10 protein-coding genes are annotated in these 16,863 nt (G+C 59.5%); 1 reads left to right on the forward strand and 9 read right to left on the reverse strand.

Going from position 1 to position 16,863, the window contains the following annotated elements; genetic code table 11:
* Positions 1-2: 2 nt before the first annotated feature.
* The 6 genes from RAS12_RS30550 to RAS12_RS30575 form a co-directional block, all read right to left on the reverse strand.
* Positions 3-566: a hypothetical protein gene (locus RAS12_RS30550; RefSeq protein ID WP_306951938.1), complete on the reverse strand. Its 564-nt coding sequence runs from the start codon at positions 564-566 to the stop codon at positions 3-5.
* Entirely contained in the window at positions 563-793 is a 231-nt protein-coding gene (locus RAS12_RS30555; protein WP_306951939.1) for a hypothetical protein, read from the reverse strand. The genes RAS12_RS30550 and RAS12_RS30555 overlap by 4 nt, the downstream gene beginning before the upstream one ends.
* 43 nt (positions 794-836) lie before the next feature.
* Positions 837-2,909: a DNA topoisomerase gene (locus tag RAS12_RS30560; protein WP_306951941.1), complete on the reverse strand. Its 2,073-nt coding sequence runs from the start codon at positions 2,907-2,909 to the stop codon at positions 837-839.
* 79 nt (positions 2,910-2,988) lie between these two features.
* Positions 2,989-8,901, reverse strand: coding sequence for a strawberry notch C-terminal domain-containing protein (locus RAS12_RS30565; RefSeq protein WP_306951943.1), 5,913 nt, complete (start codon positions 8,899-8,901; stop codon positions 2,989-2,991).
* Positions 8,902-9,175: 274 nt separating this feature from the next.
* Entirely contained in the window at positions 9,176-9,952 is a 777-nt protein-coding gene (locus RAS12_RS30570) for a hypothetical protein (RefSeq protein WP_306951945.1), read from the reverse strand.
* A gap of 29 nt (positions 9,953-9,981) precedes the next feature.
* A complete protein-coding gene (locus RAS12_RS30575) occupies positions 9,982-11,385 on the reverse strand; it encodes a YqaJ viral recombinase family protein (RefSeq protein ID WP_306951947.1) in 1,404 nt (467 codons plus the stop codon).
* A 247-nt stretch (positions 11,386-11,632) separates the two neighbouring features.
* On the opposite strand from RAS12_RS30575, the gene RAS12_RS30580 reads away from it, so the two are divergent.
* Positions 11,633-11,953, forward strand: a complete 321-nt coding sequence (locus RAS12_RS30580) for a hypothetical protein (RefSeq protein WP_306951949.1) — start codon at positions 11,633-11,635, stop codon at positions 11,951-11,953.
* 480 nt (positions 11,954-12,433) lie between these two features.
* On the opposite strand, the gene RAS12_RS30585 is transcribed toward RAS12_RS30580, so the two are convergent.
* Genes RAS12_RS30585 through RAS12_RS30595 form a run of 3 tightly spaced genes read right to left on the reverse strand, consistent with a single transcriptional unit; the run spans position 12,434 to position 16,862 of the window.
* Positions 12,434-13,396, reverse strand: coding sequence for a hypothetical protein (locus tag RAS12_RS30585; RefSeq protein ID WP_306952086.1), 963 nt, complete (start codon positions 13,394-13,396; stop codon positions 12,434-12,436).
* Positions 13,396-16,272: a TraM recognition domain-containing protein gene (locus tag RAS12_RS30590; protein WP_306951950.1), complete on the reverse strand. Its 2,877-nt coding sequence runs from the start codon at positions 16,270-16,272 to the stop codon at positions 13,396-13,398. The genes RAS12_RS30585 and RAS12_RS30590 overlap by 1 nt, the downstream gene beginning before the upstream one ends.
* Positions 16,269-16,862: a hypothetical protein gene (locus tag RAS12_RS30595; RefSeq protein WP_306951952.1), complete on the reverse strand. Its 594-nt coding sequence runs from the start codon at positions 16,860-16,862 to the stop codon at positions 16,269-16,271. The genes RAS12_RS30590 and RAS12_RS30595 overlap by 4 nt, the downstream gene beginning before the upstream one ends.
* Position 16,863 lies beyond the last annotated feature (1 nt).

Raw genomic sequence — 16,863 nt, forward strand, 5'->3', positions numbered from 1 at the left:
GGCTACATCCCTCCCATCCGCTCTCTCGGCAGATGGACGACGGCTTCTGGCAAGTCGTAGGTAGGCACGTGTTCGTCATCGCCAATTTCGCGCGCAGCGATATCTGCTTCGCGCTGCTCCACCGCACGCCAGTAGCGATGCACGCCAGCGCCTGCGGATGATGGGTCTTGGGAGATGCGCGCGGCCCAGTGTTCCGCACTGAACTGATCCAGGGGCGGGCCAAGCCAATCCAGGAGAGTGTCGAAGGGAAATGGCCCGTCCTTCTCAGTGAAGTATGCAAGCGCGGCGTCCTTCGCTTCCGGCGTGATCGCGTGAACGACATCGTCGATCGCCCCCATCAGCATTGATGCCGCGAGCTTGCGGAAGCCGCCTTTGTGAAACCGGTCCTCGTCGGCCGAAGTAAGCTCGAGGATTGGGCCCTCCTTGTTGTAGATCTTCTCGGCGGCTGCCGCGGGGGCCAAATTCCAAGCGCCCGGGGAGGCATCAAGCGTGAAGTGCTTCCCGAAGATCTCCTCCGCCACAGCGAACAAATCGAGTTGGCGCGGATCAGAGCTTTTCAGTTTCATGCCGTCACCTGCACCAGCTTGGCAATGTTCTGCCGGCGCACTCTGAGATCTGCGCCGGAAATTCCAAGACGGGCAATCAGCTCCATATCCGTTTCGTCAGTGCAGAAGAAGTCCCGGAAATCTTGACGCTGCTCGGGAGTCCAGCTCGTCGACGCTTTCACGACGCGAGCGAGAAAGCTGGCGGAGCTGCTGGGGTGCGGCGTCTCAGTGGTAGAAGCAAAGGACATATCGAATCCAACAAAGATGAAAATGGGGATGGCAACCAAACAGCTACGCGGCCGCTCGGCGGTTGTCATCCAAGTACTTAATGACGTGCTTGATGAGTTGCTTCTGCTGCTCAATCACCGCACTCGCGGGGATCTGACCTTTCGCAACGAGCGAGAACAGGAGCTCCCATTGAGCGGTGATCGCGATGCTGGTCAGATGTGGGGGAAGCAGGCGAAGGGTTTGCCGCCCGACGTCAGAGATATGGACCGTGCGCTTTTTTCCAGCGCCGGCCTCGATCAGCAACCCCATGGTGATCACGTCTGCGATCGCGCTGGCCCTGGTCCGAGATGTACCTATGCCCTCCGTCTGGCATAGAACTTGGCGAACCTCTTCTGCCTTATCTCGTGAGGGGTATTCCTCATCGCGCACATAACGGTGTGCATTCAACATCGCTTCAGCAAGCGTGGCTTGGTTGAACGCACTCGGAGGTCCAACTTTCTTGACATCCAGGCGCGCCCCCGCAGCTTGGACCTTCGCACCCTCGTGAAAACGTGAAACGTCGACCGCTTCGCTGGCGCCGTCAGCGTCATCTATCGCGTGATCCGACAATGAGCGCCAGCCCGGGCGTGTGGGCTTCCGAGCCAGCGCACGAAACACATCCTGGCCGAACTGCACCGTCAGCACCGCAGAAAGGTAGGTATATGGGCCCATAAACTGCGCCACATACCGGTTGACGATCATTCCGTAAAGAGCCGCTTCGGTATCGTTTAGGCCTACTGGCTCAGCCCCTGTTGGTGTGATCGCAAAGTGTTCATCCACCTTGCTGTCGTTGAAAGCCGGCGACTTGTAGTTGGCGTCGACTTTTTCCAATGCGTTTTCGAGGCCAGGCACGGCGCCTGTAGCGAACCTCAATGCATCCAGGATTTCCGGCGCGCGCTCATGCATGTTTTCCGGCAGGTACTGACAATCGGTGCCCACATATGTGATGAGCTTGTGCTTTTCGTAAAGTCGCTGCGCCAACTCCTGCACTTCTTGCACAGTCAGGTCCAGCTTCTTAGACGCATCAACCAAAAGCGTGCCCATCGAATAGGGAAGCGGAGCCGCATCGGCCTTCTCCTCTGTGGAGGCGCTCGTGATCTCGCCTGGCTGTCCGCGCGCCAGGTCAGCAACGATGCGGTCGGCCAGTACCTTGTCCACCAATTGGCCTTTGCCGTTAAACGCAGGAGAAGTCTCCGCCCCAAGGCGCTTGAACCAACGCAACTGCGTGCGATCGGCAAGTTGAGCAATGGGGACGTACGTGTCGTATGCGACGAACTCAGAAATTTGCCGGTCCCGCTGCTCGACCATCACCGCTATTGCAATCTTGACGCGGCCTAAACCGATGGCAGGCGCCCCACGCTCACGGCGGACCAAAGATTGGACAGCCATCGAGACATTCATGCCCAAAAGGTAGTCGCACTCTGCGCGCGCTGCTGCTGACGCCCGGAGATTCACCCAAAAGTCAGAACCGTTCGGTTCCAGAGTCTGGACGGTCGTCATCATCGCCTTGTCGCCCGGGTCGACAATGCGAATCCGCTTGAATCTTGACTCGGTGGGATCTTGCTTCAACCGTCGGATGACGATTTCGTCGAAAATCAGTTGACCTTCCCGGTCGATATCGCAGGCGTTGACAACTTCTTTTGCCTTGCGCAACAGCTGTTCCACGATCTTCAACCGCAACGACTCGACCGGCTGACCATTTTTTGTCACCGGTTTGCCGTCTCGCGTGAGCTCCGGCTTGGCCACGTGCAAAAGCTCAGGTGGGAAAAATGGCAGAAAGCTGAAGAAATCCCAACGGCCGAGTTCCTTGCTCTGCTCGACATAGCGCTGGTAGCTCTCATAGCCACGGGGCGGCACCAGTTCCAGCATGTGCCCAAACACACTGGTGACCGCGATCATCTTTCCCTTCCAGTTCAACAGGACGAACCCGTCCGCCCTGCTGGTAGAGGAATTGATCCAATGCGCGCCCAAAGCGCGCAGCGCTTTTTCTACGACGGCTTGATTGCTCGGCTTCTCCGCAACCCATAGCTCGTCCAGCTTCGTCAGCTCTGTCGCCATTTCGCCGCCTTTTCGATATGAATTGTACTTACTATTCATATTGTATAAGCGACTTGAGCCGAAGACTGTTGCGGCGGCAGGGAAACTGGTGCTTCGCCCGCCGCCAGACCCGGGCGACTTACATTGCTTGTGCCTGAGCGCCAGCAGGTTGGGGAGCGGAAAGGGCCAGATTGTGCTGGCTGTCTTCGGCCCCCGCGCCATGCTCAGCTACCGCGTTTGACTCCGCTTCGGCGGAGTCGAACGAATCCCCTACTAATTCTCGGTTCCGCTCCCGGCGAGCCGTCTGGGCGTCCAGGAGTCGCTGGCGCTCGGGTGCCAAGCGCTCTGCCACTTCCTGGAAAAACACGACCTCTGATTGCCTGGCCAGTTCTGCCAACTTCAAGTCCTGTGGCCGCACATACAGTTGGAGACCGACAGCCCGAATGACCACCGCGATAAATCGCGTGCGGGCCTCCCTCCCCTCCGGCAAAGAGAACATCAAGGTGGTGTCTTCCTGCTCCCGCGGTGTTCGCGCCGCCTGGGCGGTAAGCGACAACGGATAGGGCTCCTCCGGATTGTCGGTCTCCCAGTCTCGTCTGTCCGCTTCCATAGCCGATTTCACCATTCGAACGAAGCGGGCTTTTTCCCGCTTCTCCACTCCGAAAGCTACAGCGCCCCTCCCTTCATTCGCGTATGGAGCAATACCGAAAAGGTCAATAAGGCTCTGTCGGCGATCACCTTCGTGCATGGCGGCCTTAAATGACATCGGAACCTGCAGCGTGCGCGCGACTTGACGATCGTTGGGCGGCAAAGCTGCAGCCCAGTCCAAGGTTCTGTGCAGGAAATCAGTGATCATCAACGGATTGTGCAGCCGGATGGGTAGACGATGAAGATTGATATCCTGCCGCCCGAATGCAGTCGCGCGCACCTGGATAGCCCGATGGCGCTGGCCCGTTTCGTCGGTATAAGTGATGGCCATGCCCGCCTTGGTAGCTTCGGCCCACTCCGCGGCCTGGAATAGGTTCCCGGTCAGGAGCTTTCGGCGCATGGTCACCGGTCCTGGGGTGTGATCACCAAATCGCCGCTCTAAGCGGGCGGTCTCTCCGCGTGCATCAAAATCGAACATGTGCGTCTTGCCCACCTCGACCTGCGCAAAATCCGGCGCCATGCCCGCACGCTTGAATAGTGATGCCGCGGTCAGCACGGTGGGCTTCTCGTCTCCCGGACGCACAAGGTGGTATTTCCACTTCGAGAACACTGCGGCATCTTCGGGAGACGGTATCTCCACCTTTGCGACCGTCATCGTATCGCCAACGCTCCAAAAGGTCTGGGTACTCGATCCGGCAATCTCACGAAGAGTGAGTTCAGTCCCAGGTACCAGCTCGGCCATCACCGAACGCAAAAACAGCAGGCGCCAATGTGCCTCCTTGACCCCATTGTCCTCTGGTTGGGACAGGGCTTCATCGATCGTAGACCAATCGGTCCGCTGCATCGCAATGATGCGCTTTCCCTCCAAAATCCGCCCGGCATTCTCGACGATTGACGCTATCGAAATCTGCCGCAAGCGCTCATCTTGCGGCAGGTAGGCCCGCTTGAACATTTCCACCCATGTCACGCCGTCTGAGGGTGTACGGCGGCCAACCACTTGCAACGACACCGCCTCATCCTGATCGAGGCGCAGACGCAACTCCCCACCACTGTCGCCCTTCACCTGCCACATGGGAATGTAGGGGGCCCGGCGAGGAACATAGGCCACGAACCTGTCATAGACGTTCTGGCCACCGCGTCGAATTCTTACCGGTACCCAAGCACCGGCAAGTGCAGCTCGCCAATCCGATCGAACACCTGCCATGCCAGTCTGGCCAGCCCTTTCGGGCCCTTCCGACCTGGCCACACTCGCGGCTTGCTGAAGCTGTTGAAGGACGTCCCGAGCCTGCCGCCCTCGACGAACGTCCAGCGTTTCATTCTGTTCCCCAGCGTAATCCGCAACCACCATAGATCTGCCGGCCACATGTGACGCCAGGGGCAGGAACTTGGCCTTGCTGTTTGCCACCAACGCTGCGTTCGACTCGGCGATGGTCTCTTTTAGCGCGCCCCAGCCAATAGGTTGGTAATCCTTCACATACTCGACTGTGCGAAGAAATACCGGGCCGTCAAAGGCCGAAAACAGTTCCTGTGGAACCTCACCTGAAGGTCCCCAGGCGCGTTCCTCTTCCACGGTGCGCGCGCGCCAGTCTCGATTGCGAATGTTGGCGCTGCCCTCCCCGGACAGCTCCCGACGGACAAGGGCGTCATCGTAGGCTGCGAAAAGATCGTCGTAGACTTTGTCCTGATCGTCAGGGTGTAGCAACGCTATGCGCTGCGTCACAAGATTGGCCAGCCCAGCGCGTTCCTTCACTCTGGCCACGTCGATGCTTAGGCGACTCATCACGCCCGGGTTTTCCAGCAAGTACTCTTCGCAGACCTCATCCCCGACGCTATTCAGCATGTCAGGAACATCGTCAATGAGCGCCGCATTCTCGCGACTTGAACGAACGTTCACTGACAAGCCAGCCAGCTTGCGGTTCTGCATCATCAGATTTCGCAGCTCTCCCCGCAATCCAGTTGTCATGATGCTGAGCATCGGCCCAACAACCTGATCAAAGCGATTAACTCGGCCATACAGCTGCAATCGCGAGGTCGGATCCTCCTGAATTTGGTACTCGATCAGTTCGCGCCGGTCCTGATTGAGAAATCGCGGTGACGCATGCATAGATACGCCCGTCGCCCCCGCCCTATTAAGCAGCGCGACGTCGATTCTGCCGTCATTAAAAGCACGCACCGTCGCCATGACGTCGGTCTTCTTCCTCGCGCGTTTCACGACTCTCCACGGACCTGCAAACCCACGGTAGGGATTGCCGCTATCGTCGACCGTATTGGGTCGATGCAGCGCGAATTGGCGACCTGACACCTCGCCCACCCGGTAGCCTGCCTCCTCCAGCCGAACCCGGATGTAATCTGCAGGGCTAATCGGAAGGTCTGGCAGCGATTCAACTCGCGCCATGATTGCTTCGACTCCTCGGCGATAGGCCTCCACTTGACCGTCGCTCACGCCGGGAACAGCCGAGATAGAAATTACGCTGCTTTCCCCGGCTCCACCGGCTTCGGGGTCGTCACTCTCCTGCATTTTGACGCCCCCCAATCGCTTGAGGAACGAGTGCATCAGATCCTTGAGCATCGGCATACGCACATCGGGCACAACCGACGTCCGCCGTTGGGAGCTCAGCTGGTCAGCAAGCGCGCGAACATCGACGTCACCCTCTCGGGCGGCGATCGCGGCTTCGATTCGCTCCCGCTCCTCCTCAATAAACCGGCGTACCAGAGCTTCGCCTGTGTCATCAAAGATGATGACCGGCCGACGGTTCGCCCGAATGGACTCTACGGCGCGATCCACTGTCGCATCCGCCATCAGTACAGCCAGCGTGCGACGCATCGCCTGATAAAGGATGCCGCCCGTAGAGAAGCTGCTCTGGAAGAAGCTTCCTTTGGCTATCGGGCGCCCAATCTGCTCAACCAACCGACGGCGTTCATCCTGTACCGTCGCCAGTGCGTCGACCTCGCCGCGCTGTGCCAAGTCTTGGATGCGGCGGTCGAGATTTTCGAGATTCTCCTTGGCCTGTGCCACCCATGCAGTGCGAGCCTCGTGTGCAGCGCGTAATGCGCCGCGCGTGGCGCTGTTGGCGCGGTGCAGCAGCTGTTCAACTTCTCCACTCAGCAGAGACATCATGCCGAGTATTTCTGAGACCTGCGTCAGAATTGCTCGGTTCCGGTCAAAGTGCTGATCGTCAACCAGCACATTCGCCTCAAGCTTGGAGAGGTCATGTTCACGTCGATAGAAGGCACCGTCGCGTGCGAGCATCGAAGAAAAGACCTCGGCGAACTCTTCGCCGCCCCGCTTCATTGCGGCGGTGACTTGGCCGATATTGATCGACTCTGGAAAGGCGCGCACATAGATATGGAGATTGCGAGCGGTTTTTGCCCAGGTCGCCGTTGCATACACCACCCCCCAGCTGCGCTCGCTCAACATGCGGACATAGTCCGCTGTATTGCTATCACTACCTGCAGCAATGTGTGCCTCATCCAGGATGACCAACGCGTCGGGGCATTGCGTTAGCAGCCAAGCCGCCTTAGCGCTATCCTCTCTGCTGATCTGGGAATAGGTCAGCATAACCAGGTTGACGCCCACCGCGTCGAACGACAGGCCCTGCTCCAGAATCGAGTTCATCCTGTCGGTGGACGTGGCGGTCACGAGCACTTCATTGTCGGCCATGATGTCCAAAATATGGCCGTCAGAGTTGAGTGGCATCGGGCGAAAGCGCGCCCACTCATCAATGTCGATCAGATCGCGGGCGAGGTCCGAGAACAGGTTGGCCCGATCCGTCACAAATATGACCGGCCTTCCCTGCTTATTGGCCCAAACCGCGGACGCCGCAATTTGCCTGCCCTTTCCGATCCCGGTGTCATCACCTACGATCACCCCTCTGCCCTTCTGTAGACGGCTGATCATCATTCCGATACCGTCCACTTGTTCGGCGGAGAAGCGTTCGGCAAGGGTCTCCATTCCCATCCCGAGTTCGTAGGCAACGTACTCGTCCATCGAACCCTGCTCCTCCTCCACACGCGCGAGCGCATAGTTCAGAGACGCCTGTAGATTCTTCGGCACCATGGTTCGGGCTTCCCCGACCCGAGAAAAGGCCACGTAGGGGCGCTGGAGCTCATTTTCGAGAGTGCGATCACTGATTCGCACCAGGTCATCGGAAGAGGGGCGCTGCCCGCGCGAAATGAGCAGCTCGTCGATAACCGTCTTCAGTTCATCCCAACTGTGACACGCCTTCGGTGCGGGTACCGCGCGCGCCTGCTGACCAGTCCGCAGGGGTGCGGCAATCACCAAGCGAACCCCACCGTCAACACCCGATGACCGGGTCAGGGCGGCAGGCACATCCAAGATTGCTTCGACATCTGCCTGGCGGCGCATTCCATCCAGCAATTCACGCTGCTCGGCGCTCAAGATCCCGAGCCTGGTGCCCTCTGAGAGCCTTGATACCAGAGCCACTCCACCGCCAGCCCGCACCCGAGATGTCTGGTGGATCATGTCCCGAAGATTCTGGACGGCGTCGGTGCGTTCGTGCTGCCAGTTTGTCTGGAGCACCATAAAATCAAGCCCTGCCGACGACCCATCATCGCGCTGCAACACCGCCTGGGTGGAGGGTAAGGCATGCTCAATGACGTCATCCGATCCGACGACAGTGATGTCAGACGGAACCATTAGCGCGCCAGCGCCCGTGAGGTCCCCTCCCAGGTGGATTCGGCGAGGCTCGCGCTCGCCGGCCGGGTGCTCGGCACGAGCGTCCTGGTGCAGACCGAGCGCCTGGTTGATTGCCAGAGAGAGAGGCAGCGGCAACCACGCATCTTGGCCTCGCCCCGGCGGGATAGCCATATATTCGGTTAGGCGAATCGCATCGCCCCAGGCCTCCACTGCGGTTTCGTAGCGCTCCTGCAGATAGCGGAACTTGGCTTCCTCCAGCGCCCTCCTCACCTTTGCTCCAGGCAGAGCGCCCGGGCCAGCCTGAGGCAGTACGGCGCCGATGAACCGCTCTAGGTCCCCTTCCCGTTGGACCTCACCTAGTTCGATACTGCGAATGAATCCATACGCGCAGTCGACCAGTCCTTCCTCATCGCCCGCACGAAGAAACATCGCCGCAGTGCCGCGGCCTGAGTCACTTTCGTACAGCAACGCATCGCTTTCTGTCGCGACGAAGCGCCCAGATCTGCCGGCAAAGACGCGATGGCCGGCGCTGTTTCGCCCAAGGTAGTCTGATTCTTGCAGCGTCTGCCGCAACTCACGAAGCCGCTCTTCTTCCGCCTCATTGGCATCCTGGGGAGCAGCTTGGCCTGCGGGCTTGCGGAGTTGAATCAAGAATGCGGCGGCCGGCATGTCTCGCGCCACCGCATTCGGCCAGATTCGCTGGAATGTGGCCGCAGAGGTGGTTGCGCCGGAAGGAAATGGCATCATCAAGTGCGCACCACTGCGGCTTGAAGTGAACCCGAGCTCTTCGATCGCCCTGCGGAACGCTCGGCCCTGAGGCGAGACCCCTTCCAGCACTAGATGTCGCCGTCCCTCATGAGCGAGGAGCCGCAGCCGCGCGCCCGCCGGGTCCCTCAAATCAATCCACATTGGCATGTCAACCTACTCCCTCTTCCATCCGGCGCAACCCCCAAAAAAAAATAGGGGCGGGCAATGCTCCCGCCCCTCCACTGCCATGCTTTCGTCACTTCAGCGGACAGATCTACCCACGCTGCCCCTGGTACGCCGACTGGGCCCGCCCGCCCGTTCGGTGATCTTGTTCCGTGGGATAGTCTTGCGAATCGAAGTGCTCCGGCAGATCGTCTGCGGAGATCTCGCCAGAGTGCGCAGCCTGATGCGATTCAGCGTGAGACCGGCGGTTGAAAGAGAACTTCAGCCCATGAAGGGCAGCAGTCATCCATTCACGAGCGGCGGAGTAATCGCGAGACTCCGTTGGCCGCCCGGTGGTGGGATTAATGATGAAGGGAGCGTCAGGACCACGCGTCAGCGGCTCCTGCCTATCGTCAACTCCCCAATTCGGCTGAAGAATCTTGTGGCCATTCGCGCTGACAGGGACCGCGAGCTCAGGGTCCTTCCGGATGTATGCGTTCCCATTGCGGTCCTTGCCCTCGGTTCCCGGCCGAAAGACATAGGCCATGATGCGAATTTCATCGTCCGGCCGGCAGGCAAGTAACTTCGCCACAAGGTGCCCAGCGGCGAAGCTATAGGCTTCCGGCCCACCCGTGGCAAATTGCAGCGCAGTACCCCGCTCCTCACCATCGTCGGCAAAGTAAAGCGTGCAGGTCTCCATCATTTTGTTGCCAACCGCTTTTGTGCGGACATGGACGTGACGGATCTGACCGCCGACACCGTGCACCGGAGAGAAGTCAGTGAAGTCTTTATTCGCCAGTGACATACCCAATGGGGCCTTGGCATTCGCGCCGAAGGTCAGTTGGATATAGTCGGTCGGTCTTCCGGATGTATTCGAAATAATGGCCATTCGTGGCTCCTGAAATTGGATGTTGCCGGTTACCCCGCATCGCGATCGACCGGACGGAGGATCGGTGGGGGAGGTTCAGAGCCCTCCAAAGGCTCAGGTAAAAATTCGGGCTGATCAGGCCGGGCCTGATCGCGAAACCAGTCCAGATCTTCCAACCAGTCGCCAACCCGCTGTGCAACCCCGGTTGCACTGCGCCAGACCGGCTTTTCGGTGATCACCAGGCTCGGATCAACGTTGTGTTCGGACAAGACTTGGTGGACTTTGGCCGGGTCAAGCTTCCGACGCATCACCGAGTTGAGATCGATGCCGGCGGCCTCTAACACTCGAGCGACCGCATCGGGATCGAGCTCGCTCTTTGCTTTGGCTTTGCCAGGAACTTGGCACTCCGCGATAACCTCGGGCGGCAGATGCTCGCGGAGGCGCTCATCGTCGATTACCTGTGTAGCGGAGCAACTCATGAGTTCGGGAAAACTCAATCTCTCAGTGCCCAGCCTGTTGTTGCTTAGATCGAGCAGGCCGTTCAGCGATTGCCTGACAGCGTCAGCCTCGTCGCTTGCCCGCTTTGCCACGCCGCTCAGCAATGCAAGGCGTTGGACCAGTGGTAGGGCCGCTTTGCGCAGATCGTCCGTGATGGTTCGCTGCTCCTTCACCACGTAACGGGGGATGCGGCCCTGCATTACCTCGCCCCAGTAGTGGTCCCCAGCTTCCCGAATCGACTCGCAGAGTTCTCGATCAACTGGTAGCGCATTCAAATGAAGTGCGCAGTTCTGATAATCGAACTGCACTAACAGCAGACCATCGACCTCGATGCCCTGCTCTTCACAGAGGATCGCGCCTTGGTTCAGCTGGGCTGCGTACTGGAAAGAGATATCGTCGGAAGCTTCGACCAAGGACGGCGCCTTGTAGTCGGCGAGGTAGCGTCCATAAAGCTGATGTCGCTCGCCGCCCACGACCATAGGCACGGGATGCTTAATTCGGCAGAGTTCATCCGGCGAATACCGCATCCATTTCAAGCCACCTACCGAGTTCTTTAGCCGCTCGAATTCACCTGGCAGTCGTTCCGCGCTGCACTGCGCGTAGAACATCTGCCTGATGACGGGCTCCATGACGGTGCCGCGGTACGTGCTTTCATTACCTTCGTCCGGCAGCTTCTTAAGCAGTTTTCCGAGTGCCCAGTCATGTGCAGAGAACTCGAAATCCGCACGAATATTCCAACGATTTCGGACCAAGCCTCCAATCTCGCTACCACCGATGCCCGAGGCGCGGCGCATATGCCACATGGCCTCCTTCGGACGCACGTGCGCCATGTATTCGATCCACTCACCAGCCTCTCGGCTGTCGATGGCGCCACGCTGCGGCAGAGAGTCGCAAACGGCCCAAAGTTCGCGCTTCAACGCATCGGCGGCATCTGAATTTTCGAAGCTGGTAGGCATGTGGCAGGTCGTGCTCTGGGAACCGGAAGCCGCACAATCGGCTAATATCTGAAATGAATTCTAATGCCAATTCATACTATAAGCGGCGGCCACGGGATGCGTGGCGCAGCGCGCGCAGACCAAGGAGCCCCCTTTTGTTCTTAGGCAATCACGCCCAGGCCGCGGACGAAATCGCCCCCCCGTCGGACTCCGTTTCTTCGGAGTCTCTGCAGCTTGGCGAAGGGCCGAGCTCAATGGGTGAAAACCGATGAGCGCCGGCCTACTTCAAGAAGAAGCGTCGCTACGATCCAGGGTGGCACAGTTGGAATCGGAAATATCACGCCTGCGCCGAACCCTTGACCGGGCAGGAATCTCACCGGACATCTCCGCGCATCAAATTTCCGAACTGATGCCCAAGCACGAGCACATTGCCATCGTCCAAGAACTCAAGCGAGCACTTAGGAAGGTCAGCGACGAACTCACGCGCGAGCGCGCCCGCAATCAAAGCCCCAACGAGCATCAGAGCGACTCCGCTTCAACGGACGAAGACTCTGACTGTTCGGTGGATGAAGCCCACGCAAAGAGTTAACGCCCCCCTGGAGCCCACGATGACAGCACCGAAAGATGGATACACTCCCGGCAGTTTCAGAGAACTAAGCGCATGGGTTGGCGCCGCCGGCGCTCCTGCCCAGGTAGAGGTCACGTTCGACGGCCAGGGGCGACGAGAGAGCGATGCTATCGTTCGGGTGGACGTCACCCGAGCACTTCTCACGGCATGGGCGAAACTTGCCTATGGAATGGAGACCTTGGGTTTGCGCTATGCAGAATCGCGTCGTGACACTGGCCTTTCAGAGCCGGGAGGCGTCCTAGTGTTGGCCCGCGATGAACACAATGGGGGCCTGCTCATCGGCTGGGAGACAGCACAGGGCATCCAAGTGGCTTCTACCCCTGTTACCCAAGTCCTCCAAGGCATTGCAGACGCATGCCACGGACAGATCTCGGCAATCCGGTTGCAGGCAGGGTCGGAGCGCACAGCGCCGACCGCGCTCAACAGAGATCGCCCTCAAGGTTAGCTTCGGATCCCGACCGACGCAGTGACCGCGCGCAAAGCCGCATTCAAATCCGGAACGCCCATTTCGCCGGCAAAGAATACTATCGGCCGCATCCCCGCCATCAACACCACCTCAAGGTCGTTGTTCGTGCAGCGCTCGAGGTGGCTGCGCAGCATATCGTGGAAGACTGACGCCGACACTCGCCCTCCCGCCCGTTGATGGCGACAGTGTTCTTCGGCCAGCAATCGGGCGCCGACCTGCCCCTCAACGGACCTGGCCGTTTCGTCTAATCTAACCAGCCCGCCAGCCCGACTGACCGGCACCAATAGGGCCGCCCTCGAGAATTGCGCCATCGACCAGGTGGTGCTGGGCCGATTGCAGATCGCCGTGATTGCTGCCTCGCCAGCGGTCCGAAGCAAATCTTCACCGCACGCCGCCGTAGCCCAGTCGCTGCCGTTGACTCGAATCGATGCCTCAAACACCCAGCGGCTCTGCCGCTCAAACTGAGTCCAAGCCAGCTCTCCAATCGAACCAGCGTCTGAATGAGCAGCTTCGAGCGCTGCCGCACCACGAACGCACCGCTCCAGGACCAGTAGGCCTGCAAGACGCTCATCAGCTGCGACCAGCTTGCGCTGCCGAGCGGCTCCGTCTAGCAATCCCTTCGCCCAGTCCACGCCCTGAGTCAGGCTAGGAATCGACGTGACCAGTGACCGTCCCGCAAAGCGGGCCCGGTAGCGGCTCTGGTTCGCCTCCCCATTACGCCACGCCGCCGCATGCTGTGTAAGCACGTCCACCGCAGTCGCAAGCTGCGGCCGCGCGGACTGATGCATCGCCGCGGAGAACGCCGCGGCCGCCACGTCGCGTAGGAGTTTAGCCGTAGCGCTGAAGTACGGCGCATAAGACACATCCATCGCGGCGCCCCTGCCCCTGTTGTCGAGATGATGCGATTCACGCTCCGGGCCCGGATCATGTTGCGGCATCAAGATGTGATATCCAGCTTGTCGGAAGTGGAGTGAGAACGCTGTGCCCCCGGAGCTGCCTGCCGCTCCAGGTTGTCGAAGAAGTCATCCACATCTTCCAACGAAATCCGCTCACGGGCCACTGTGTCGGGAGTCGTGACAACGGACACAACCTTCTGCATCGTGTGGGCACCAAGCTCCGGCTCCGGATTGCCTAGAACTTCCTCGACGCGGGCCAGACCGTCCAGCGAATCTTGATCAACGCCGACCACAGTGCCATCGTCACTCCGTGGGGTCAAAAGCATGTTGTGTGCCTGCATCAGCGAATCCGCGATGAATGCAGCATCATCCGCGCTCGGAACCGAATCTTGGTCGAGTTCCGGGATTGCGTTGTATTCGTCGTCTAGTGGCACCATGTCCCACACGCTGGCGCCCATCGGCGCGGCGAGATCCAGGGCGCTGGGCGCGGCCGGCAATGCAGGCGCGATGCTCAGCGGCGCTGGCACTTCGGCGGCCGCTATCGCCGCGAGTCCGCCCAGGGGACCAAGCACCGAATGGCCGGCCTTGCGGATCAATGCCATCGGATCAGGAGCTGCGTACGGATCTTCCTCAGTGGGCCCTGCGAGATCGACCGCACGATCAGGATGGGCAGCAAACACAGCGGCTCTCGCTCCCATTTCCCCGCCCGCCCCGCGCTGCTTCGATGCGCCCTCTTTCGGAGGGGCTGTAGTCTCAGGAGCAAAGGCAGACCAGTCACGAGGAAGCGCATTTGAGAGCCCTAGCGCGGAGCAGGCTGCCTGGTAAAGGAGTACACCGCGCTCGATTCCCACGACCGTTCCAGGCACTCTCGAAGCGGCCTGCGATATCGCCTCGACCATAGCCACGCGGGTGACCTCACCGCGGGGGCTCTCTTCGCCACGCAAGATCCTCAGAAGCCGCACCCCTCCGTCAAAGTCGCTTTCCACTTTCGCAGAGGGAACAGGCATGCCTATCGCCCGTATGATGTCTCGAGTCGGCCGATGCACCTGCAGAAAGCGATTTACATAGAAGCTCTGATTGTTCAGCTTCTTCAGCCAGTCGCCCACGTAGAACGTTCGAATGCGACGAAGGATGCCGTTGGAAATCAGAACAGCCTGGCCCTCCGTCATCTTGTTCATTTCTTCGAACGGAACTCGGTCGACCTGCTGCACCGTGAGATCGCGGTTCTTCCGCCAACCGACCTCTCCACGCTCAAATCCACCGACTACGGCAACCCAGGCTTTTCCGATAAATGCTGCTGCCAACTCGTAGGTCTTTTTCGCGTCGTCGATCTTCTGGAAGATCTTATTGACGGTGTTTCCCAGCATTGCCCCAGCCTCTGCGGCGCGAGAGCCTTCCGACAGCTTTTCCGTATCTTGAGCCAGGGCAAGCATCGAAATTCCGAGGGATCTCGCCTGGGCAAACATCACTGCGATGCCATCGGAAAAATAATATCCGAGCTCGTCTAGTGCCGCTGGAAATGGATACGGCGCATTGGTTGCTTTCGAGCCGACCAGCTTCTCGTACGAACCTTCAAGGCCTGCCCCCAGGTTCTTCGCCATCATCACCCTCAAGCAGGCGATAGCCAACTTTCCCAAGTTTTCCGCCTCTTGTGACGACTTTTCAAGAGAGGGAATCAACATGAAAAGGACGCGGTTGTGCAGGGCCACGTCGACCATGTCGATCTCTGGGAATGTCTTGCTGAAGATGTGGCTATAGGTTTTGTCGAGCAGATTGAGCACGGGCATCAGCTGATTGATGCGATACGAGTGCTGCTCGAATGCAATGTTTTCTTGCTCAAGCGAGGCATCAGCCGACGCCCCGCCAGCCTTGGCAGGTCCTCGCGCCCCCGCAGGAGCCGTCGCCTCCTGCGCTCCTGGAGCCGCCGCTTGTCCACGGCCATTCTTCTTGAGCAGTCGGTCCACGCGATAGCCAGGACAACCTGAATCCAGGTAGTTCTTGATCCCCACGAACCCGTACGACCATTGGCCCCGATTCTTCTGAGCTTCGTCATAGCCCTCGAGATACAGCTCCTCGAACTTCGGCAGCGACAAATACTCGATTAGCGTTGATACCGAGATCGTCATCCCTTGCGTGTCGCGCTTGTAGAACAGAGCAACGACAAGCACCCGCCAAACGTTAATGGCCTTCTCTTGCCACGACTTTCCATCACCTTCCGCCTTGTGCAGAAGGTTGATTCCCATCTGAGTCCCTGTGTCCGCATCAACGTCGTAGAAAGGCGCAAGGCCGTTCCCGATCTTCGTGCGTGAACGAGCGACCTGTTGAGGACTGCGCCCCCCAAGTAGGAAATTCAAGTAGAGGACTGAATGATCGCGACCAAAAGCCTTACACATCGTGTGGCCATCGGTGGGCAACTTATTGTCTGCCTTGCCGTCCGCAACGAAGAAGCCGCTTCCCCAACAAAGGGCATTGAACATGATCCCTTTCAACGTCTCGGTCTTTCCGCTGCCCGTTGAGCCAAAGATCGCCCAGTGCCGGCGGAGGCCGTCGTCTCCGATCCAGGCCTGCTCGAAGTCCTCGTAGGGCGAGCTGGATCGAACCGACCCAATCAGCGCGATCCCGTCGCCCTGCTTTCCCGTCACAGGATCGTAGAACGGCTTGCCATCAACGTGGCCAGGGTATCGGTACGGCAGTTTTTTCCGTAGCGTAGCCACGAAAAAATGCACGAAGAGGTACACCAGGAAGACGGCTGGCGCCGCCACTGGCACCAGGTTCATGACGCAGACAGTACCCGCCAGCATCATCCCAAAGTTGAATGGATTGGACAGCCATTCGAGCGCCTTATCAGACGACGGGCGGACGTCCACCACACGTCTATGAATCGGAATTTCGTGCCGCGTTTCGACCTGGTGGCTCACGTAAGTGCCCCCTTCCCGCCATTGTGAACAGCCCTCACGTCGCCCCGAATGGCTTGATACGTGACCCCTAAGGCACCTAGCCACCCTACCGCCAGGGCCGCGCGCACACCTTCCGACTCCACCAACCCGCCAATCTTCTCAAGATCGAGGCAAGCCGGCCCTTTCCGCCGGCGCGCTGGTCCAAACGATATTTTGGGCGTCAGGGTCCAGTCGGCAACTATCTTGCAGCAGCCCCCCGCCAACCAACCAGCCACGGCTGTGTCACCGGCGCGCACGGCGCGCGAAGGAGGAACTTGGCGCAGCTCGATCAAGACGTCTGCGACCGCAGCCTCCATTGCACGCAATGGTCCGACCATGCCCGCCAGCGCTTCTACCAGGTCAGTCATCGCATTCGCTTTAATTCGGGCCTGCACCAAGCGCTCAGCCACCGCTTCAACGCTAAGGCCTACGGTGGCAGGGATTGACATGACCGCCTGCCTGTCACCTCGAACCAGTGTCGCGACGACCTGATCCAACTTCGCCTTGCGCGTAATCGAGGCGATGTTGGCTTCGACCCAACCACGCTCTATTCCCCGGAGCATTTCACGCATG

This window comes from Achromobacter seleniivolatilans (assembly GCF_030864005.1).
Classification (GTDB): domain Bacteria; phylum Pseudomonadota; class Gammaproteobacteria; order Burkholderiales; family Burkholderiaceae_B; genus Achromobacter; species Achromobacter seleniivolatilans.